This window comes from Algoriphagus namhaensis, from assembly GCF_042649705.1.
Classification (GTDB): domain Bacteria; phylum Bacteroidota; class Bacteroidia; order Cytophagales; family Cyclobacteriaceae; genus Algoriphagus; species Algoriphagus namhaensis.
On sequence record NZ_JBHRZS010000007.1, the window covers coordinates 839,109 to 861,446 of the forward strand.

Sequence of the window (22,338 nt, forward strand, 5' to 3'; positions counted from 1 at the left end):
AAAAATACCCAGTACAGGGTATTTTTTTGTTTTAAAGGAAATAACTTATCCCTAAAATATGAATATACTAATCGAGAATTGAATTATGCCAATCCTCTTCATCGGTTTCTGCTTTTGTAAATGACTAGAGCCTATCAAATCCTCACCTTATTATTTGTCCTTGCCAGCATCTTGCTGGTGATTTTGGCAATTCCGCGTGGATTTGATTTTACTGATGAAGGACTTTATGTCCTTTTGGCTGATCCAAAGCAGCAAAATGTGGGTGGAATTTTTAATTACGATCTATTTTTTAAACTAATTCATCGATTTACAGGCTTCGAATTTGGGATCATCGGCTTACGAATTATCCGATTTTTGAGTTATTTTTTAGGAGCATGGGCATTGACAAGATTCTGGCAAAACTTGTATCTGTCCGGTAAGATTTTTCGGCCAGTTTTTATTTTGGTATTAGCGGGTCTCATGGCGGGGTATAGTTTTCTACCACCGTCTCTATCTTATAATTCCATTAGTGTGGTAGGAGCTTGTTTTTGGTTGGCAATCCTCTCAAAACCTAAACCAAGATCTTGGGACTTTCTGTCGCTAGGTATTGTGCTTTTATTCTTGTTTTACTCTAAAGCTACCTTTTGTATTCTTGTTACCATTGTCTCCTTAATTTATTTTTGGGATAAAAAAATGTTGAATATCAGGACTTTAAGTCTAATCTTGATACCGTTTTTACTAATTGAAACCTTTTGCTTTTTCATTTTTGAAACCAATGCAATTTTGAGAATTTTGGCTACAGATAGTTTTGTTTTTTTGAGAGTAGACTATAGCTTTCCTTTACTTCTGAAGTACACTGGTGTCGGAATTTTCTGGAGCTTGATTCCTGGTTTGTTATTTTTTTTAGCAGGTCTGATTTCAAGAAAAAAATCACAACTCCGAATCCCGAGTCTGCTGATGGCTGTAGCCTCGATACCCTTGGTTTTTTATTTTACTTGGATTACATCAGAATGGAATCATGCTTTCCTATTGATCTTGTGTGCATTATTGGGATGGAAGGTCGCACAGGGAAATATTTATTGCTTAGATAGGAAGAAACAATTCTTCTTTATCCTACTTCTTCTGTTGCCTTTCGCTATGCATTTTGGCAGTAACGTATATTGGCTTCGATTAGGAATTCATTATGCGGTATTTTGGGTTTTGGCTATTCAACTTCTGAACAAGGAAACTTCTGTTTCTTCCTTCTCGCAATTCCACCTAGCTACCACCATGAGTATTTTTGTCTTAATCGGTTTTGGAATTTGGATTATGCCTTTTGAAGGGACTTCTTTGGAGCTTGCCACAGAGGAATGGGAATATAAGACAGGGAAAAAAATTAAACTCAATTCAGTACAAGTAAATATGTTGTCCACTCTTCGTGATGAACTGGATGACATTGGAGAAGGTGAGATTGCGGCCTTTTACAGAAATCCAGGAATCCTGTATCTTTTGGACTACAGATCCCCTTTTATCCCTGGTTATTGGACAGCAGATCAAGCAAGACATTATCTAAAAGAGGGAAACGAATTGAGCGTAATACTGGAGAATGATCTAGGTGCCTTTCCATTTGATTCGACCAATTGGGTTTTAAAACAAGAGCTTTCCCAACCCAATGGAGAAAGATTGCGAGTACTATGGAAAAAGTAGACAAGTCAAATTTTCTAGCGGTTTGGGGTACTATAGGGCTTCTTTGTATGCTTGGGGTTTGGTTTACACCTTGGCGCTTCCAGACTAATGATGACGTGATTATGATGTGGCTGGTATCAGGAGCTTACACGGGGACTCCTGAAAAATACGCAGTATTTATCCATCCCAGCCTTAGTTTGTTGTTTTCGTTCCTTTATGAGTTGACTGAGATACTAAATTGGTATGGATTTGTCTGGTACCTGATTCTGTTCGGGGCATACTTGGGAATGGTCAAAGTTATCTCGGACAGAATAGCCACCAATTTTTTAAAAACTTCCTTAGTTACTTTCGCATTAATAATTACCCTTCATTTTTGCCTTTTTCCTCAGTTCACCTTAGTAGCTGGGTGGGCTGGAATAGCAGGATTTTTACTATTATTTAAAGATAATGAGAGAGTCAAATCAAACTTTGATTTGATTTTGGCCTTTTTCCTCATGTTTTTCGCGCTTCTCGTCCGGTTGGAGTCATTTGCTTTGGTAGGATTGGCCTTCGGTCTTTATTCTATTTGGGAAAGGAGAATCCAGTTTTTATTCAAAAACTGGAAAACACTGACTTCAATTATTTTCCTTTTTCTTTTGGTGTATGGAAGTAAAAGGCTTTATGAAAATCAGTCTCGATATCAGGAGTATCTGGTCTTTAATGAGGCCAGATCCGGGGTGATAGATCACCCTGTTTTCTATCATTTGTACCGAGAGGGTAAAATAGTAGAAAGAGAGTGGTTTTACTTTGCTCGATGGATGATCGATGATCTAGAGATAAGTGTGGAGGAATTAAGATTGAAAAAATCCGAGCTAAATGAACTCCTTTTTAGTCGTGAATATGTGCTTAAATCCTTTTTTAGACTTAAAACTATAGCGACCACAGAGCTTTTTAAATCTTCAATTGCACTTATTTTGTTGCTTTTGCTTTTTTATATCAAAGGAGGAAAACCTAGGCTTTGGGGCTTTTTGCTGACCTGGTTGCTATTTTTTTTACTAATGAATTATTTTTTTCTATTACAGGGTAGGGTCCTTGTTCTTTTTGCCTTGGTTTTATGGTTTCCACTAATTTTAAGCGAGGGATTGGTCAGAAGAAAGGTCTCATTAAAATGGCTTCCTCTTGCGTTGGTGTCCCTATTTTTATTGCATCTGCTCAATGCCTACCGTGAGTCGGAAGGTAGAAAGCAGATGAATGCAGAGTTTAAGGAATTACTTTCCTATATGACCAATGAGAGCCCGATATTCACAGAGGGCTTTTTTGAATACAATTATTTAGAAAGGTTTTCGACGACTTTTCCGGTGCCGGCACTAAGTTATGGTTGGTTAAGTCAAAGCCCATTTCAGGATTCTGCTTTTAAGAATCATGGCTTTTCGAGTATGTCAAGTTTAAATGAGTTTTACCTTTTGCAAGTCAAATCCCCCGAAAAAGCCCTTTTTCCCGAGTATATTGAATACCTCGATGGGGATTTAGAGTTGCTCGAAAGCAAGTCAGGTGAGTTTTTTAACTTTTTCCACTATAGTAAAAAATAAGAAAGTCAATCTCTTTCAGTACCTAAACAGTTCATATTGATTTATTTGAAAGGAATTTTATATTTGTTACCGAGTAATTTTTTTACTCATTGCTAGTTTCTTGGTTGGGAGTGAAAGGGCGAAGCTTTTTTAAAGTGTAAAGTGACTAGTTTATAGTGTAAAGTGGCCATTTAGGCTAGGTGCGATAAAATTCTTTGTGAGTCCTATACCATAGATTTAGTGGAGAATCCCATTCAAAAAAGAACTATGCACTTTGCGGAAAAAATTATTGCCGCTTATCTGTTTTTAAGAGAAAACAAGCATTACCGTCTTGCAGATCAGCTAGTTGGTGCGGGAACTTCAATTGGCACCAATGTGTCAGAAGCTCAGGTTGCTCATTCGAAACTTGATTTTATTGCAAAGTTGACTATTGCAAACAAAGAAGCAAAGGAGACTCAATATTGGCTTAACCTATTGGACAGGGAAGGACTTTTGCTTGATTTTCAGGAAATGAAATTCTTAAAGCAGGAAATAGGAGAAATTATTCTAATCCTCAATTCAATCATTATTAAATCTAGACAAAACCTCAATCCTAAAAAATAGGACCGATCCGTCAACTTTAAACTCTCCACTTTAAACTTTAAATTAACCCTTGCTCGACTCCCTAGTTACATCCAAAACCCGTATTAAACTGTTGTTGAAGTTTTTTTCGCATGCCAATTCAGGATACTTGCGTTCGCTGGCAAAAGATTTTGATGAATCTACGAATTCGGTGAGGGTAGAATTAAATCGACTGACAGAAGCGGGATTGCTAGTGGCAGAGGATGAGGGGAAAACCAAAGTTTACAAAGCCAATCAAAGTCACCCGTTTTTTGAGGAAATTAAGGGAATGGTTTCTAAATTTCTGGGCTTGGATGATCTTCTTGAAAAGGTAGTCAAGCGAATGGGGAATGTGGAAAAAGCTATAATTACCGGAGATTATGCCAATGGAATTGACTCTGGCACTATTCAAATGACCCTCATCGGTAAAGATATTGACTTAGAGTATTTGGACTTTTTGATTCAAAAGACTTACGAAAAAATTAATAGGAAAGTAGAAGTAAAAGTGATGCTTGAGTGGGATAATCAGCAAAAAGGCATCCTTGTTTATGGAAAATAGTGAATGAAAGAGGAATACATTAAACCTGAACACAAAATTGTAGCAAGATTCACTCAGCAAACCTTTAAGTTTATTTTAGACGGGAATTTTAGGGGAGCTGTGCAAGCTTTGGGTGCCTATTCGGCTTACAGTCGATACACCAAAAGAACGGTAGCCCCCTACCAAATGAATGCACCTTGGATTGCTCATTTTGCATTCAAGCGACTTGAAAACTTGGTATTTCCCGAAATGAACATTTTGGAATTTGGGAGTGGTGGAAGCACACTTTATTTTAAGGATAAAGTGCAAAGCATTTATAGTATCGAGCATGACGAAAAATGGTTTGGAGAAATTGCCTCGCAATTCGAGCATTTTCCAAATGTGAAATTAAATCTAATCCAGCCTGAAACCGGAGATGATTTCGATCCGACCTATAGCAGTGTCAATGGCCTTTTTTCTGAGGGCAAATCTTTCAAGGCTTATGCTCATGCTGCAGATCATTTAGAAAAAGACTCCATTGACCTATTGATTATTGATGGCAGGGCAAGACCGCAGTGTCTTGTTAATTCTATCGATAAGTTGAAGAAGGGTGGGATTCTTTTGTTTGATAATTCAGATCGTAAATCATATAAGCCAGTAATTAATAAATTATTGAAGGGTTGGAAAAGAGAGGTGTACGCTGGTGTTGCGGTTTACGATTGGCAATTCAGTGAAACATCTATATTTTTCAAGCCCTAAAACAAGTTCGGTTTGATTAAAGTTAGTGCCATACTCCCTGTGTACAATGCAGAAAAAACTCTAGAGAGAGCCGTAAATTCCCTTTTAATTCAGCCAGAGATTGATGAGATATTTTTGATTGAGGATGGTAGTGAGGATGGTAGTTTTGCTCTTTGTCAAAAGTTGGAAGCCGAGTTTCCAACAATAAAGTTACACACACATCCCAATCACGAAAATAGAGGTGCCCCTGCATCTAGAAACCTTGGATTAAGTCTTGCTAAGAATGATTGGCTTCAGTTTATGGATGCAGATGATGAGCTTCTTTCAGGAAAAATAGCTGATCAAGTCAAATTGATAGAGAATAATGAGTCTCTTATTGTCTCTCCGTTTTTGATGCTTGATGATGAGAGCGAGTCTTTATTCATCCCTATGGAGGATTTTTGGTCAGGTCTTATCGCTACGCGCTTGGGTAACACAGTTTCAAATTTATTCAATAGAAAAATTGCTATTCAGGCAGGAGGATGGAATGAATCACTCAAAAATGTACAAGAGTATCATCTAATGTTTGAGATGCTTAAGCTTAATCCAATCTTTAAGATGACCGAGGCTTGCCTTTCACATATTTATCCACAGCCAGAATCTATTACTAATTCTGAATCAAATTTCGATGAAAAAAGAGATAACTATTTTATATTCAGAGATATGGTTAGAAATTATTTATTGGAAGTGGGTGAATACAACTTGAAAAGGAAACACTATTACAATATTTGTACAGGTGAAAATCTGAAATACCATAGTCCTTCGTTCGAAGTGGTCTGGAATCCCATGTATTATTCTTTTTATAAACTTTTTAAACGTCTTAAACCTGCATAATTTCTAAATCCAATTTATTTTTTTTGGCGCAGGACATTAGAAATTTATAGACTTTAAAGCCGATTGCATTCTGGGCTTATTTTGGAAAAAAGAACATAATTATAAAAATTTCTTTGAGCTCTACGAAGAGTATCAAGATCAATTCCCTCATAAACCTAAACATTGAATAACTCAGAAAGTAGTCACTACAAGGTCATCGAACCCAGCTCAGGCTGGAAGATGGTCGATTTTAAAGAATTGTGGAGATATAAAGATCTCCTTTATTTCTTGACGCTGCGAGGGATCAAAGCCCGATATGCGCAGTCAGTCCTCGGCGTGGCATGGGCCATTATTGTTCCGCTCTTTACTACCCTGGTTTTTACGGTGGTTTTTGGAAATCTAGCTCAGGTGGATTCGGATGGGATGCCCTACATTTTATTTTCCTACCTCGCTTTGTGGCCTTGGAATTATTTTTCTGGAACCCTCACAGAATCTGCTAATTCCTTGATCCAAAATGCGAATATGATCACCAAAGTGTACTTCCCTAGGATGGTTCTGCCGCTTTCAGCGATTCTTTCAAAGCTTCTTGATTTTACCATTGCCTTTATTGTGTTGGTAGTTATGCTGATATATATTGGTCAGGTACCTGGTTGGGGAGTTTTATTTCTGCCCATGTTAATCCTTCAGCTATTAATGTGTAGTCTCGGGATCGGGATGTTCCTTTCAGCTTTGGCTGTGAAATACCGCGACGTAAAGCATGCCCTGACTTTCGTGGTGCAGTTGCTTCTGTACGCCGCTCCAGTGGTATATAGTACTTCGGCAGTACCTGTGGAATATCAAAAATTCTATATCCTAAATCCTATGGTAGGGGTAATAGAAGGCTTTCGTGCCGCTTTTTTAGCTAGACCTATGCCTTGGGAGTGGATCTGGCCTGGAACCCTCGTCGCGATCGTTTTCTTTATTTTCGGGATGTTCTATTTCCGCCGAATGGAGAGGATTTTTGCGGATGTAGCGTAATATTCGGTTGTCTGTTGTCTCGCCTTGGGCTGTTGTCTGTTGTCGGTTGGGATCACGTCTCCCGATAGCCATCGGGAGCGAGGACGACGAAGGAGGACGCGGCAGTCTTTCGGTAGTAGAGCACAAACAGATTGCTTCGCTACGCTCGCAATGACGCACAAATCAACAGACAACCGATAACCCAGAACCGACAACCTTGATCACAGCTCTTCCCTTCGACTCAAACATCTTCAATTACCCTGTTGGGAAAATAGTGGTAGAAGATAAATGGGACGAACAGGACTTTTTGAAGACAGTCAAGGATTTTCAACTTGTTTATATCTTTTCATCCAAAGCTTTAGATATTTCTAGCCCTTCAATTCAGCATGTGGATACGAAAGTTACGTTTCAGAAGTCTTTAGAATCGATTGAGAAAGTAAATGGGATTGAATCCTATAAAAGCGATGAGTTCTCGGAGAGACTAGAAGAACTGGCATATTTGAGCGGTACCTTCTCTCGATTCAAGACTGATACCCGACTTAAAAACGGAGAATTTCAGAAACTTTATAAACAATGGATCATCAAAGCAATTGAAAGCAAGCAGGTCTTAGTAGGGATCAACATGGAGGGGATGATCACCTATTCCTTGGAAAAAGAGCATGCAAAAATTGGGCTTATAGCCGTATCAGAAAGTCACCAGGGTTTAGGTGTGGGGAAAAAGCTTGTCCGGGCTGCCGAATATATTTGTCAATTGGAAGGCGCTCAGGAAATGCAAATTCCAACCCAAGAGTCTAACATACCCGCCTGCAAACTATATGAATCTTTAGGCTATCATGTTGCTGAGAAGGTGTACATCTATCACTGGTACAAGGACTGATCACCACTCAGCACTTACTCATTCCTAATAACTTTCCTCCGAAATCCAGACACTAAAAAATTGCATCTCTCTATCATTTCTCCAGTTTATCAAGCCGAGACGGTTCTAGAGGAACTTATTGATCGAATTCGCCAGGTGGTATCTGAGATTTCAGAATCCTATGAAATTATCCTTGTGGAAGATGCGAGTAGAGATAATTCTTGGATTAAAATAGAAGAACTCGCTCAGATTTACCCAGAAATTAGGGGAATAAAATTGTCCAGGAATTTCGGACAGCATTATGCCATCACGGCAGGCTTAGATGCAGCGAAAGGAGAGTGGGTGATTGTAATGGACTGCGATCTTCAGGATAGACCTGAGGAAATTCCAAAGCTTTACTCGGAAGCCCAAAAAGGCTTTGATGTAGTATTGGCAAAAAGAGAGAATAGGAAGGATGGATTTTTTAAAAGGGTTTCTTCCAAAGTTTTTTACCGAACTCTGGCATGGCTTACAGGGTCTGAACAAGATGAGAGTATAGCTAATTTTGGGATTTATCACCGAAAGGTAGTCAACGAAATCATCGGAATGCGGGAGTCAATTCGTTATTTTCCAACCATGGTGAAGTGGGTTGGATTTCGACAAACTGCCATTCCTGTGGTTCATGGAGAAAATGGAAAAAGAGCTAGTGCCTACAGCTTAAAGAAGTTGTTTAACCTTGCTCTGGATATCATGTTGGCTTATTCTGACAAGCCTATCCGACTCACGGTCAAATTGGGATTTTTGGTTGCCTTAACCGGGTTTATTTTTGCCATTTATACCCTTTACAGATTTATCCATGGCGATATCATCGTAGCTGGGTACGCCTCTTTGATTATTTCAATTTGGATGCTAACTGGATTTCTTCTCATCACCCTCGGTATGGTGGGACTATATATTGGAAAAACCTTCGAAGGAGTGAAGGAGAGACCGATTTATATAGTGGAAAAGAGAATAGGGAAGCAGTGAGTGTCAGTTGTCTCGGCTGTTATCGGTTGTCTCGCTTCGCTGTTGTGGGTTGTCTCGCCTTCGGCTGTTATCGGTTGTCTCGGCTGCGGCTGTTGTCGGTGGAATTCTGCTAACTGAAAACTGTGACTGCAAACTGTTGTCTCGCTTCGCTGTTATCGGTTGTCTCGGCTACGCCTGTTGTCAGGTATTTGGTATGTTGATTACACTTAGTCCTTAATTCAACAAGGATTGTACGTAAAAGAAATTACCTCAAACTTAATTCTTCTTGAATGAAAAGTTATCAGGACTTGGAAATATATACGTTTGCAATCAAGTTGTTTATGGAAACACATAGGTTTAGTTTGAAGCTCCCCAAATATGAAACCTATGAGCTTGGAAGTCAACTTCGCAGATCTTCTGATTCTGTAAATTCTAATATTGTTGAAGGTTATGGACGTAGGAGGTATAAAAATGATTTTGTTAAGTTTCTCGTTTATGCCCATTCTAGCAATTTGGAGTGTAAGAATCATCTCATTAAGATATCTTCGTTGTATCCAGAGCTGTCTGAAGAGGCCAAAAGACTATCAGCTGAATATGATCTACTGGGTATAAAGATTCATAGATTTATTCAATACGTTGAAAAGAGCTGGCTTCAAAATGGTAAGTAAAATGTCAATTCGATCTTTTCGACTACTTCGATTCTCATCCAGCTAATTTTTCAAACAGACTAGAATTTTCTAAGCGCAAAAAATTAGAACTGGACAACCTGACAACAGCAATGCAGACAACAGGCGAATCCATGAAAACAGCTATGCCGACAACCCACAACCGACAACCCCCAACCCACCCCTGAAAACTCCCTTTAACAAACCCTACCAAACTGGAAAAGAGCTTGAATACATTCAGGATGCGATAGCTCGTGGACATATATCTGGTAATGGACACTACACCATACGCTGTCAGGAATTCTTTGAAAAGCGATACAGTATTCCAAAATGCCTATTGACCAACTCATGCACAGATGCCCTAGAAATGGCTGCATTGCTTTGCAATATTAAGCCTGGGGATGAGGTCATTATGCCAAGCTTTACTTTCGTGTCCACTGCCAATGCCTTTGTATTACGAGGAGCCAAAATCGTTTTTGTGGATAGCCGCTCTGACCATCCAAATATGGATGAAAGTCTAATTGAGGACTTAATTAACCCTAAAACCAAAGCCATTGTGGTGGTGCATTATGGCGGCTTTCCTTGTGAAATGGATGTGATTATGGAGATTGCCGAGCGATATGGCCTTATGGTAATCGAAGATGCGGCGCAGGCTATTGACTCTTTTTACAAGGGAAATCCACTAGGAAGTATAGGACATCTTTCCTGCTTTAGTTTTCACGAAACCAAAAACATCCAATCAGGGGAAGGAGGGCTTTTAGGAATAAATGATCCCGAATTAATCAAACGAGCAGAAATTCTCTGGGAAAAGGGAACAGATCGAGTCGCATTTTTTAGAGGGGAAATAGATAAATATGGCTGGGTGGATTTAGGGAGTTCCTTTCTGCCCTCAGAACTCACAGCTGCATTTTTATGGGCACAACTGGAAAATCTAGAAAAGATTCAAAGCAGAAGAAAAACCATTTGGGAAGATTACTATAACGCTTTCACCAGCGATGAGGCTAAACCTAAAGTTCTGAATAGGAATTACCTGGCTTTATTAAAGAATTTAAAATTTAAGATTGAAAATACAGAACCCTCAATCGATGAAGTACCTTCTAACTCTGAAGACGACTCAATTCTAAACTTCTCAATTTTAAATTTTAAATTTCAGGCCAACGCTCACCTCTTTTATCTCCTCTTCCCAGATTTAGCTAGTCGGTCGCGATATGTTGCTGAATTAAAGGGAAAAGGGATTATGGCAGTATTCCATTACCAAAGTCTTCATAAATCAGAATATGCCAAAAGGCATTTTCCGGATCAATACCAGCGTGATTTACCAAATTCGGATAGATATTCGGATTGTCTGTTGCGATTGCCGCTCTTCTATGAGTTGGCGGAGAGTTAGTTGTCTCGCCTTCGGCTGTTGTCCGCTTCGCTGTTGTCAGTTGTCTCGGCTACGCCTGTTGTCGGTTGGATTGTGCTGACTGAAAACTGTACGTTTCCACGTCATTGCGAGGACGACGAAGGAGGCCGTGGCAATCTTTTGGTAGTAGAGCACTAACAGATTGCTTCGCTGCGCTTGCAATGACGCACAAATCAACCCACCACCCACAACCGATTAACCGATAACCCACAACCCATAACCGATAACCGACAACCGATGACCGATAACCGACAACAAAAAAGCAACCTTTCCCTTGTGCATTAAAGCCAACCGAGTAAATTTATTACTCAGTCGCTAGCTCGCAGAAATGGGAGTGAAGGGGCGAAGCTTTAAGATTAGTAAAATAGGGATTAGGGAACAGGGATCAGTCGAACCATGAACCCTGAAGCCGGAACATCAAACCGACAACCTGCCTTCAGCAGGCAAGCCCACAACTGACAACCGATAACCGACAACCTACCTTAGGCAGGCAAGCCCACAACTTTAAATTTTACATTTTAAATACTCAAACCCTCTAAATGATAATCGCTGGAGCCGGTGGACATGCGCTAGAAGTATATGATATCCTCAGATCGAGAGATTTACTCGAGGGTCTGGAGATTTATGATGCGGATGAAAACAAAAAACTCTTCAAGCAGAGCTATGCCATCAAGCATCAGCTTTCTGGTTTTCAATCGGATCATTTCTGTCTAGGAATAGGTACTCCAAAGTCAAGAGAGGAGCTTTATACCGCATTTATTGCTCAGGGTAAAAAGCATTTTTCACTTCGCGGAAATCAAAGCGAAATCAGCCCAGATGCATTTCTGGATCAGGTGGATGTCTTCCATCACTGCTTTATCGGGCCAGAAGTGAAGATAGGAAAAGGTTCTCTAGTCAACACCGGAGCTCAAATCCACCATGAAGTAAAGATCGGGGCCTTTTCGGTGATCAATCCAGGAGCCTTAGTACTGGGAGCGGTACAGATCGGAGACTTCTGTAGCATAGGAGCCGGAGCCAAGATCTTACCCGGGATCAAAATCGGCAATCAGGTCACTATAGGAGCAGGTGCTGTAGTGATCCGAGATGTAAAGGATAGAGAGACGGTGGTGGGAGTGCCAGCTAAGTCAGTGGGCAGTTTCAAGTAATCAGTAATTTAACTCACTAAATAACCAATTTACTAATCAACCAATTCACCGAGTTAACAATTTTAAATTCCCCCATTTTAAATTTTAAATTCAAAAATTGCTTTTCAATTCCTTCACATTCCTGATCTTCCTGCCGATAGTATTTCTACTATACTGGTTTGTATTTCAGAAGAACTTGAAGCTTCAGAATGCATTTCTATTACTTGCTAGCTATGTGTTTTATGGCTGGTGGGATTGGAGATTTTTGGGGTTGATTATTGCGAGTTCGGTAGTGGATTATTGGGTAGGAATGAGGATGGGGTCCGTCATCTCGACCAATAACGCAGTCATTTCGACCAAAGGGAGAAATCTCAATGAGGATAGCAAAGTTGAAAATGAGATTTCTCCTTCCGCAGGCTCCAGTCGAAATGACCAACAAACCAAGTCACCTCGAACGCAGAGAGAGGTCTCATTTGATGGGAATAACGGTTCCAACTTGAAATCTTGGTTCACAGGAAGAAAGAAGTACCTTACCCTGAGCCTCGCCTTCAACCTAGGCATGCTAGGTTTCTTCAAGTACTTCAACTTCTTTATCGATTCGGCAGCGGACTTTATTTCTTTATTGGGATTCCAACCTCATATCAGTACGCTAAACTTAATCCTTCCTGTAGGCATAAGTTTCTATACTTTCCAAACATTGAGTTACTCCATAGATGTCTATAGAGGTAACTTAAAGCCAACAAAGGACCCTGTTGCATTCTTTACGTTTGTGGCTTTCTTCCCACAGCTAGTGGCTGGACCCATAGAGCGGGCATCTAATTTATTGCCTCAGTTCTTCAAAAAAAGGGAATTCGAATACCAACAAGGTTCCGATGGGATGAAACTCATACTCTGGGGTCTCTTTAAGAAAATGGTGATTGCAGATAACTGCGCCTTGATAGTCAATCCCATCTTCGAGAACTACCAAACAGCTTCCGGATTAGAACTTATTATGGGAGCCATCCTCTTCGCATTCCAGATCTATGGAGACTTCTCAGGCTACTCTGATATCGCTATCGGTATAGCGAAGCTCTTTGGATTCGATCTGATGACCAACTTCCGAACGCCCTACTTCAGCCGGGACATTGCGGAGTTTTGGAGAAGGTGGCATATCTCTCTTTCTACCTGGTTTCGGGATTATCTCTACATTCCACTGGGAGGAAGTAGAGTTTCCAAAGCCAAAGCCATCCGCAATATCTTTATTGTATTTCTAGTCTCTGGATTCTGGCATGGAGCCAACTGGACTTTTATTGCTTGGGGAGGGATTCATGCAGCTTTATTTATTCCGATCTTTTTGATTGGGAAGAATAGAACTCATTTACATGAGGGTGATCATCTAATACCTTCCATGAAAGAAGCTTTTCAGATGTTATCAACTTTCGCTTTGGTTTGTATCGCTTGGGTGTTTTTTAGGGCAGATACGATAGGGGATGCTTGGGGGTATTTTCATTCCTTTTTTACTAATCCTTTTTTATCTTCAAACTTTGGATGGTTCATTTATGATTTGAGATTTGCGTTAGTAGTTTTTTTGTTTCTTGAATGGGTTGGAAGATTTAAATTGAATTGGATGGAAGGCCTTAGAGAGAAATGGTATCGATATCCGGTTTATATTGCATTAGGCCTTTTGGTTGTATTTTGGGGGGTCTTTACAGATGCTAAGGAGTTTATTTATTTTCAGTTTTGATGAAAAAGTTTTTGCTGAAATTTGTACTGACCTTTTCTTTCTTAGTTATAGCTTTATTTTTGATGGATTTTTTAATTGTTGAAGGTCTAAAGACCTCAAATTATAGAGAAATCACCAAGTGGAATGATGTAGTCTCCGGTAAAGTTGAGACTGATGTTTTGATTGTTGGTTCCTCCAGAGCCCTCGTTCATTTTGATTGTGAGCTTTTCGAGAAAATTGTAGGAACCTCATGTTATAATTTAGGTTTTAATGGAACAAATCTGACTCAACAGATTAAAATGCTTCAGCTTTTTCTCCGAAAGAATAATAGCCCTAAGAAGATTATTTGGTCTCTGGATTATCATATGTTTGAGAATAGAGAACAATTCTTCGGCTTTGATCAATTAATTCCATTTATGGCTGAAAAAGAGATAAAAGAGTTGGTACAAATGAATAATATTGACGAGCCTTGGCTGTATAATTTCCCAGTAGCCCGCTTCTCATTCAATCGCAAGATGAAACTTGTGGGCTTAAACAATCTATTAGGTTTCTACAAGAATGGACGTCCACTCATTAAAGGGTTTATAGGAGAGGATAAAGGTTGGGATGGGGAATTTGAGCTTATAAGAGCGAAAGCCAAAGAACAACTTTATTATAAAGTGGATCAAGAATCAAAGAAATCATTCTTGGAAATAATAGACTTCATTCAATCTCAAGATATTGAGATTGAATTTGTTATTTCTCCAATATATTATGAATTAAATGAGTTCGCGGAGAACGAAGATGAAATAAAAAAAGAGTTTAGAACTTTAGCTGAGACTTATGATATTAAGTTGTACGATTTTTCTGAAGATGAAATAGGAAGAGATAGGCAGTATTTTTATAACTCTCTACATTTAAATTTAAAAGGTGTTTCTAAGTTCAACCAGCTTTACTATTACTCACTGATACAAAAAAGCAACCTAGATTGAGCAAGTTTTTAATAAGTATTAGAAGAACTCAAGCTTTTCAAAAAATTAAGAATAAGGCCTTTTTTTTTAAAAAGGGAATTCAATTTTACATAAAGCCGTATTCTGAAAAAGTAGAGAGTTCTCCGATTTTTATTTTCAATCATATTCCTAAATGTGGAGGTACTAGCTTCAATTTGGTTTTACGGAATTGGTTCTATTTGAAAAAGGATTATTCGCCTCATGAAATTATATTTAGAGACAAAAAAAGGCTTGAAGAGGAATTTGAAAAATTTGAAAACTTTCCACCTGATCTAAAGACTCTAAAGCCTTGGGTAATTTTGGCGGGTCATTATCATAATTCAAGATTTCGACTGAGTAAAAGGTTTCCTGATATCTATGAAAATCAAAAAGTTAAGTTGATCACCTTTGTTAGAGATCCGCTTGCACACCATCTTTCCATGTATAAGTTTGGAAAAAAGAAAGGGCATGACTTTGTGAAAGGTCTTTCTCTATCAGACTATTTGAAAAAGGATTCTAATTTTTTAGCGGCTACTCTAGAGTGTACACTTGAAAATTATAAATCTAGAATTGATGGTTATTTTTTCGCTGGAATAGTGGAAGAATACGAGGAATCGCTTAGACAACTTTCCAACAAATTGGGAAAAGCTATGGTAGAGAAAATACCCTTTGAAAATCAAACCAATTCTAATATGCTTTATGAATCTCTATCAGAGGAAGAAATCAATTTATTTAGAGAGAGTAATAAACTAGACTATTTGATTTATACTTATTGCTTGACTAAACTTCAATCTAATGTGGTTTAAACAGATCAGGTTGAAATTCTACTTTTTAAGAAAAAAATGGGAAAGAAACCGTGTAAAAAGAAAAATTTTATCATATCTGAAATCTAGAAAGAACTTAAATGACGAAGAAAAAGAAGTTTACCAGGGCTTAGAGAGTTTTGGGTTAAGAGTTTTTCCATATGAGTTTGAAAATAGATACAGGCAGCTAAATGTTGATATTCAATTTCAAGATGGGTTTCCATTTGTTAAGGTAGGTGATAAAAGCCTGTTTTTTAAAAAAGGATGGTCTGCGGATAAAAGCTCTAATTATTACAAAAGTTTAATTCTGGAACAGGACCCCTCTTCACCCCATCTTTATTGTGATTCAAAATTTCAAATTCAGCCTGACGAGATAGTGATTGATATTGGAGTTGCTGAGGGTAGTTTCACTTTTGATAATATAGATAAGGCATTGAAATATTATGTTTTTGAGAAAGAAAGAAGTTGGATAGACCCTTTGAAATTAACTTTTGAACCCTTTCAAAATAAGGTAAAAATTGTAGAAAAATTAGTTTCAAATTTTACAAGCGACGAGTCGGTAAAACTTGATGATTTTTTAGAATTTTATTCTAATAAGATTTTTATAAAAATAGATGTTGATGGTTCAGAAAGAGAAGTTTTAGAGGGAATGGAAGGTATTCTTAAAGCGAATCAAGATGTTAGATTAGTTATTTGTACTTACCATAAGCAAAATGATCTAAAAGATTTTCTCGAACTATTTCAAAAATTAGGGTTTAACCACCAAGTCTCTAAAGGTTTTATGGTTTTCTTTTATGACAAAGAATTATCTCCACCGTATTTAAGACGAGGCGTACTAAGAGTTTGGAAATGAAGTTTTTTGCTTATTACCTTCCTCAATTCCATCCGATCCCAGAAAATGATCAATGGTGGGGAAAAGGATTTACAGAATGGACCAATGTGAAAAAGGCTAAGCCATTATTCGCCGGACATAATCAACCTTTTCTTCCTGCCGATTTAGGTTTTTATGATCTTCGGGATTCGCAGGTTATGGAGATTCAAGCTAGGCTTGCTATAGATCATAAAGTAAATGGTTTCGTTTTTTACCATTATTGGTTTGGAAATGGAAAGGTATTACTGGAACAACCTCTTCAGGATTTTTTAAACAATCCTAAGGTCGAAATTGAATTTTGTATCTGCTGGGCAAACGAATCCTGGAAAGGGACATGGCATGGGGCAGGAAACAAAATGCTTCAAGAGCAATTTTACCCAGGAAAAGAAGATTATATAGCGCATTTTAATTACCTACTGCCTTTTTTTAGAGATCCAAGGTGTCTTAAAATCCAAGGAAAACCTGTTTTTCAAGTCTATGTTCCAGAGTCTATTCCGGATATAGATGTTTTTATGGACGTTTTTGAAGAGGAGGCTTCTAATGCTGGACTGAAAGGTATTTATTGGATAGGGGTGAAAAGTTCGAAGAAATGGCTTAAATCAGATAAGCGATTTCAGGGATACGTTAATCCTAATCTCAATCAAATCAACGCCTATTTAACAAAGTCAATTTCTGGATTTCTATTGAGATATGGATTGAATAACCCAATAATTAGAAAGTGGAGAAAATGGCCAAAGCGAATGTATTACCATTCGGTCAGAGCCTGTCTAGAAGACTTTAACGAGCAATCATTTAAAGATTTTTTTCCATTGGCAATACCTAATTGGGACAATACACCCAGAACAAAAAATGAAGGAACTGTTTATTTGAACTGCTCCCCAAAAGAATTCAAGAAGCACTTGAAAGTATGTATTTCTCGCGCAAAAATGAATCAAGACGATAAGCAAATCATTTTCATCAAATCATGGAATGAGTGGGCAGAGGGAAATGTGTTAGAACCAAGTATAAAAGATGGAAAAGCATATTTAGAAGAGATTAAATCATTGGAAAATGAGTAAGCCAGTCATCCGAGTAGAAGGCTTGTCCAAACGGTATCGTTTAGGCCTTAAAGAAAAGCAGGCTAAAACGCTCGCTGGTCAAATTGGCAATGTACTCAAAGCTCCTCTGGACAACTTAAAGCGACTTCGAGATATGAGTCGATTTTCGATTGAGGATGAATCCGTTTTTTGGGCATTAAAGGATATCAATTTTGAAGTAAAGGAAGGTGAAGTTTTGGGGATTATTGGAAAGAACGGTGCAGGTAAATCCACATTACTTAAAATCCTTTCACAGATCACTGAACCGACGTCTGGTAAGATAGAGATACGAGGTAGAGTCGCTTCACTTCTTGAAGTGGGGACCGGCTTTCATCCAGAACTTTCGGGAAGAGAAAATATCTATATGAATGGGACAATCTTAGGAATGACCCGTCGTGAAATTGATTCAAAACTTGATGAAATTATTGATTTCTCAGGAGTAGAGAAATTTATTGATACGCCGGTTAAGTTTTATTCATCTGGCATGAAAGTTCGCTTAGGCTTTTCAGTAGCAGCACATCTAGAACCTGAAATTTTAATCATCGACGAAGTATTGGCTGTTGGAGATTATGAATTTCAAAAAAAATGTCTGGGTAAGATGGAGGATGTAGCAGGGCAAGGGAGAACGGTTTTATTTGTTAGTCATAATATGGAAGCAGTTTCTAGTCTGTGTGGAGAGGCAATAAATCTAGTAAATGGTAGAATAGACTTTCAGGGAAAAGTCCGAGAAGCTGTAAATCGTTACCTAGGAAATTCTTCGGTTGAAAAGATTTCTCATGTTCACGTGAATCCAGAATTTGAAAATGGGATAACTGAAATTAATGTGCTTACATCTATGCCTGGACAAATTCATCGATTTGGTGATCCATTAGAGGTTTCTGTAAAAATTAGTGCTAAGGTTCCTTTAGATCAAGCAAATATTGCATTCCAAATAAAAGAAAGAGGGTCAGGTAAAAGTGTTATCTATACTTGGTTGCATGATAAGGAAAATCCTTTAGGCAAACTAGAAGGTCAACATTGGCTGAAATGTATTTTTCCCAAATTGAGGTTATATAAGGGAGATTATGATTTTACATTTCATTTTTCCGAAAGAAGTGGCCAAAAAAATCCACAAAAAATAGATAATGTATGTCCTTTTGAAGTGTCAATGATCGGAATTCCGCATCAATTTGAATGGACAGATAATAATTGTAATTATATAGATGATTTTGAATGGAAAGTTATTTAGGAAAAGTAATTGGTTCTTGGGATTCAGAAAAAATAAATGATTTTTGGGATTTCGCATCAAAAGAACCGAATAAATATTTTACTCACAACCAGGGAAATGAAATAGTTCGATATTTTGAGTCAGACCTATCTAAACACGATAAAATTCTAGATTATGGGGCTGGATTAGGATTTCTTTCAGAAATTTTACTTAAAAAAGGGTACCAAGTGAAATGCATGGATTCTTCTTCAGATTCACTTCAAGTACTTGATGACAAGTTGAAAAGTTATCCAAATTATCTAGGGGCTCAAAATCTAAAAGATCTTCAAAAAACAGATGAAAAATTTGAAGTGATTTTTGTCATTGAAGTGATCGAACATCTTGATGATGTTTTTTTAGATGAACTTTTAAAGAATGTAAAAGCACTCTTATCCGAAGGAGGTAAAGTTATTTTTACTACTCCAAATAATGAGGATCTTACCCAATCATATATTTATTGTCCATTTAGTGACTTGATTTTTCATAGGTGGCAACATGTTAGATCTTGGAACAAAGAAAGTCTTGCTAAAACCTTGGATTCAAAGGGTTTCAATTCAATTGAAACCAGAGAAACTCATTTTTTACCTAAACCAAAGTGGAAAGGATTAAATCGTAAATCTGCTGGACTCTATTTGGATTACCTAAAACATAAAATTGAAAAGAAACGACCTCATTTAGTAGGTATAGCATCAGTTCTTTGAGAAAGTTTGCTTTTGTTTCTTCTGAGTTTATTACCCCTCAAGAAAAAAGGACGGGTGGATTAGGAAGCTATATTTGGAATATTTCAAATCTCTTGGTTAAAAACGGACATCAGGTTTATGTTTATGCCCCATTGAAAGTTAAGATAAATGAGCTCACCTTATCAGAAGGATTGCATCTTGCTGATTTACCTAATGATAGATCTTATTTTGGTCTGGCTGATAGGGTTAAGAATAGTATTACAAGAATATTCTTTGGCTACTCATTTTTTCATTATAAGAAACTGAAGCACCATGCTAAGTTGATTCATGATTTTTTATCAACCGAACACCAAAAACATCAATTTGATTTAGTTCAATATTCCAATCTTGGAGGAATAGGGCTTTATCCTTTGAAAGAATGCAGTACTATCTTACGAATAAGTAGTTTGACGGATTTATACTCGAGGTTAGGGGCAGGATATTATGGGTTGTCTCAAATAAAAATTCAATCACAGATTAGAATTGAGAATGAAAGCTATCAAAAGTTTGATACGATTATCGGTCCGTCCTCACAAATGCTTAATAAAATAGAAACTAATGCAAAAAAGATTAGACTAATTAGTCCTCTAAATCAATCTGAATTTAATAGAACCCCTTCTACTAATATTTCAAATTCCCATTCATTAATTTTCTACGGAAGCGTGGACTATCGAAAAGGAGTTGACTTATTACTTGATGCAATAGAAGGTCTTTCTGTAGATGTATTAGTGATCGGTAAACTGAATGATGATTCCCCAGAAAACATTAAAATAAAAAGGCGAATCATGGAAAGCAATTCTGTGACCCATTTTCATAGTAAATCCAAATCAGAGCTTTTTGAATTACTTTCTAAAGCGGAAGTTGTGGTATTGCCATCTCGGGTTGACAATTTGCCTAATACACTTTTGGAATCTATTCAATTAGGGAAGATAGTAATTGGTCCAAATGCTTGGGGCTTCGAGGAGATTATTGAAGATGGAAAGAATGGTTTTTTGTTTGAATGTAGTTCATCAGCTTCCTTAAAACTCAAGATTGAAGAGGTGCTAAAACTCTCCAAGGAAGAACGAAATGTTATCAAAAAGAAAGCTTTAGAAACTTCAAAGAAGATTTCCGAGGATTTTAGTATCAAAGAGGTTTTACACATCTATGAAGAAAGTATCATTAATTATCAACCACACCTATGTGCGGAATAGCCGGGATAGTTAGTAAAAATAGATCGGATCATGGACTTTGGTTGGATGAAATGCTTCAAAGGCTTAAGCATCGTGGGCCTGATGGAACAGGAGTGGTTTTGAAGGATAATTTTGGGTTGGCGCAAAGCAGGTTAGCTATTATTGACCTAGTAGGAGGTGTGCAGCCTATGTCTGACCCTGAAGGTAGATTTTGGATTACTTACAATGGAGAACTATATAATTTCCTAGAGCTTAAAGGTCAATTGTCAGCGTTAGGTTTTGACTTTAGGACTAATTCCGATACCGAAGTAGTTTTACAGGCTTATGCTTGTTGGGGAAATAATTGTGTCAATCATTTTCGGGGCATGTTTGCTTTTGGTATTCTGGATTCACTTCGTCAAGAATTATTTTTAGCGAGAGATCATTTTGGTATAAAACCCTTGTTTTATGGCGTAAGCTCAGATTTGTTTGCTTTTGCCTCAGAGCTTCAAGGCCTAAGATCGATTCCAAATATCGATTGGAGTTTGGATCATAATTCAATCGATCAGTTTCTTAGCTATCAATATATTCCGGCACCAAATTCAGTTTTCAAGGGTGTAAAAAAACTTCCTCCAGGTTATTTTATGCGTGTTAATGCAGAGGGATGCATTCAGGAAATTACTCAGTATTGGGATCTTGATTTTAAACCTGATACTAGTAAATCAGAAAGATATTGGCTTGAAAAAGTTGATAATGCCATTGCGGAGTCAGTAAAGAGCCATTTGATCGCTGACGTTCCATTTGGAGCATTCTTATCAGGGGGAGTTGATTCTTCTTTAGTAGTATCCAAAATGGCAAAGCAGATGAGTTCATCTTTGAAAACCTTTTGCATTGGTTTCGAAGAAGATGATTATTCAGAACTGCTATTTGCAAGGCAAATTGCTACGAAGTATGGAACAGACCATTTTGAGGAGATAGTCAAGCCTGACGCATTAGCTATTCTTCCCGATTTAGTTAAGCACTATGGAGAGCCATTTGGTGATTCCTCTGCAATTCCGACTTATTATGTTTCGAAACTTGCTAAAAAAGAGGTCACGATGGTACTTTCAGGAGATGGAGGAGATGAACTTTTTGGAGGCTATGAGAGCTATACGAATCGATGGACTCGGCATTATAGTCCAATTCCAGAGCATTTGCCATTGCATAAGAAGCTAGCATATTTTGGATTGAATAAGGTTATTCCAAAAAAATATCCTTTTCGAACTGCCAACCTTCCAGACTGGCAAAGATATATTTATTATTTTTCAGAAGAGGATAGAGCTAGTATTTGGAAAGAAGAATACTTGGAAGTCTTAAGTGATACGGATGATTTCATAAAAGAGACTTGGGAGCATGCAAATTCTTTCTCTCATTACCATAAAGCTCAATACACGGATTTCAAAACCTATATGCCTTTTGCCGTTTTGACAAAAGTAGATATTGCAAGCATGATGAATAGTTTGGAAGTACGTACTCCACTTTTAGATTTAGAAGTAGTTAAAATTGCTTCTCAGATTCCAGAGAACTTTAATATTAATAAGCACAGGGGGGAGTGGGTAGGAAAGGATATATTGAAGAATCTACTTTCCTTAGAAATGGGAAGAGGCTTTGCTTATCGGAAGAAAATGGGTTTTGGAGTTCCTCTAAAGCACTGGTTTGGGGAGGAAGCGAAAACGGATAAAGAAATTCAAGAGCGTTTACTTTCTAGAGGAAATGGTCTAGATGAACTTTTTAACCTAAATGCATTAGAGCAAGTAGCTTTTGGGAAAAAGTCTAGTCAGCAGTGGCTATTGATTTTTTTACAAGAATGGTTATCGCAAAATAAATAATTCCAA

The 22,338-nt window shown here is 37.8% G+C and carries 21 protein-coding genes; all 21 read left to right on the top strand.

Features of this window, described 5'->3' with window-relative positions:
* The first annotated feature begins 120 nt into the window (after positions 1–120).
* The 21 genes from ACFOSV_RS11945 (at position 121) to asnB (ending at position 22,332) form a co-directional block, all read left to right on the top strand.
* Positions 121–1,665: a hypothetical protein gene (locus ACFOSV_RS11945; protein WP_377906247.1), complete on the top strand. Its 1,545-nt coding sequence runs from the start codon at positions 121–123 to the stop codon at positions 1,663–1,665.
* Complete coding sequence (locus ACFOSV_RS11950) at positions 1,653–3,212, top strand: hypothetical protein (RefSeq protein ID WP_377906248.1); 1,560 nt, start codon at positions 1,653–1,655, stop codon at positions 3,210–3,212. Before ACFOSV_RS11945 ends, ACFOSV_RS11950 begins: the two co-directional genes overlap by 13 nt.
* 219 nt (positions 3,213–3,431) lie before the next feature.
* Positions 3,432–3,794: a four helix bundle protein gene (locus ACFOSV_RS11955; RefSeq protein WP_377906249.1), complete on the top strand. Its 363-nt coding sequence runs from the start codon at positions 3,432–3,434 to the stop codon at positions 3,792–3,794.
* Between the two features lie 49 nt (positions 3,795–3,843).
* Entirely contained in the window at positions 3,844–4,350 is a 507-nt protein-coding gene (locus tag ACFOSV_RS11960) for an ArsR family transcriptional regulator (protein ID WP_377906250.1), read from the top strand.
* A gap of 3 nt (positions 4,351–4,353) precedes the next feature.
* The gene (locus tag ACFOSV_RS11965; RefSeq protein ID WP_377906251.1) at positions 4,354–5,067 is read left to right on the top strand and encodes a hypothetical protein; all 714 of its coding nucleotides are present in this window, start codon (positions 4,354–4,356) and stop codon (positions 5,065–5,067) included.
* Between the two features lie 12 nt (positions 5,068–5,079).
* Positions 5,080–5,919, top strand: a complete 840-nt coding sequence (locus ACFOSV_RS11970) for a glycosyltransferase family 2 protein (protein WP_377906252.1) — start codon at positions 5,080–5,082, stop codon at positions 5,917–5,919.
* 219 nt (positions 5,920–6,138) lie between these two features.
* Positions 6,139–6,915 carry an ABC transporter permease gene (locus tag ACFOSV_RS11975; protein WP_377907300.1) on the top strand — a complete coding sequence of 259 codons (777 nt, stop codon included), beginning with the start codon at positions 6,139–6,141 and terminating at the stop codon, positions 6,913–6,915.
* Positions 6,916–7,111: 196 nt separating this feature from the next.
* On the top strand, positions 7,112–7,771 hold the full coding sequence (locus ACFOSV_RS11980) for a GNAT family N-acetyltransferase (protein WP_377906253.1): 660 nt from the start codon (positions 7,112–7,114) through the stop codon (positions 7,769–7,771).
* A 60-nt stretch (positions 7,772–7,831) separates the two neighbouring features.
* Entirely contained in the window at positions 7,832–8,755 is a 924-nt protein-coding gene (locus ACFOSV_RS11985; protein ID WP_377906254.1) for a glycosyltransferase family 2 protein, read from the top strand.
* A gap of 269 nt (positions 8,756–9,024) precedes the next feature.
* Positions 9,025–9,402, top strand: coding sequence for a four helix bundle protein (locus ACFOSV_RS11990; RefSeq protein WP_377906255.1), 378 nt, complete (start codon positions 9,025–9,027; stop codon positions 9,400–9,402).
* 181 nt (positions 9,403–9,583) lie between these two features.
* Entirely contained in the window at positions 9,584–10,786 is a 1,203-nt protein-coding gene (gene rffA, locus ACFOSV_RS11995; protein ID WP_377907301.1) for a dTDP-4-amino-4,6-dideoxygalactose transaminase, read from the top strand.
* Positions 10,787–11,343: 557 nt separating this feature from the next.
* Positions 11,344–11,949: an acetyltransferase gene (locus ACFOSV_RS12000; protein ID WP_377906256.1), complete on the top strand. Its 606-nt coding sequence runs from the start codon at positions 11,344–11,346 to the stop codon at positions 11,947–11,949.
* A 97-nt stretch (positions 11,950–12,046) separates the two neighbouring features.
* Positions 12,047–13,651 (top strand): MBOAT family O-acyltransferase, encoded by a 1,605-nt coding sequence (locus ACFOSV_RS12005; RefSeq protein ID WP_377906257.1) that lies wholly within the window; start codon positions 12,047–12,049, stop codon positions 13,649–13,651.
* On the top strand, positions 13,651–14,601 hold the full coding sequence (locus ACFOSV_RS12010; RefSeq protein ID WP_377906258.1) for a hypothetical protein: 951 nt from the start codon (positions 13,651–13,653) through the stop codon (positions 14,599–14,601). The genes ACFOSV_RS12005 and ACFOSV_RS12010 overlap by 1 nt, the downstream gene beginning before the upstream one ends.
* Positions 14,602–14,798: 197 nt before the next feature.
* Complete coding sequence (locus tag ACFOSV_RS12015) at positions 14,799–15,404, top strand: hypothetical protein (RefSeq protein ID WP_377906259.1); 606 nt, start codon at positions 14,799–14,801, stop codon at positions 15,402–15,404.
* A 10-nt stretch (positions 15,405–15,414) separates the two neighbouring features.
* The gene (locus tag ACFOSV_RS12020; protein ID WP_377906260.1) at positions 15,415–16,254 is read left to right on the top strand and encodes an FkbM family methyltransferase; all 840 of its coding nucleotides are present in this window, start codon (positions 15,415–15,417) and stop codon (positions 16,252–16,254) included.
* Positions 16,251–17,330, top strand: coding sequence for a glycosyltransferase WbsX family protein (locus ACFOSV_RS12025; protein ID WP_377906261.1), 1,080 nt, complete (start codon positions 16,251–16,253; stop codon positions 17,328–17,330). The genes ACFOSV_RS12020 and ACFOSV_RS12025 overlap by 4 nt, the downstream gene beginning before the upstream one ends.
* Positions 17,323–18,576, top strand: a complete 1,254-nt coding sequence (locus ACFOSV_RS12030; RefSeq protein WP_377906262.1) for an ABC transporter ATP-binding protein — start codon at positions 17,323–17,325, stop codon at positions 18,574–18,576. The genes ACFOSV_RS12025 and ACFOSV_RS12030 overlap by 8 nt, the downstream gene beginning before the upstream one ends.
* Entirely contained in the window at positions 18,561–19,295 is a 735-nt protein-coding gene (locus ACFOSV_RS12035; protein ID WP_377906263.1) for a class I SAM-dependent methyltransferase, read from the top strand. Before ACFOSV_RS12030 ends, ACFOSV_RS12035 begins: the two co-directional genes overlap by 16 nt.
* A complete protein-coding gene (locus ACFOSV_RS12040) occupies positions 19,292–20,506 on the top strand; it encodes a glycosyltransferase family 4 protein (protein ID WP_377906264.1) in 1,215 nt (404 codons plus the stop codon). Before ACFOSV_RS12035 ends, ACFOSV_RS12040 begins: the two co-directional genes overlap by 4 nt.
* The gene (gene asnB / locus ACFOSV_RS12045; protein ID WP_377906265.1) at positions 20,494–22,332 is read left to right on the top strand and encodes an asparagine synthase (glutamine-hydrolyzing); all 1,839 of its coding nucleotides are present in this window, start codon (positions 20,494–20,496) and stop codon (positions 22,330–22,332) included. Before ACFOSV_RS12040 ends, asnB begins: the two co-directional genes overlap by 13 nt.
* The last annotated feature ends 6 nt before the right edge of the window (positions 22,333–22,338 follow it).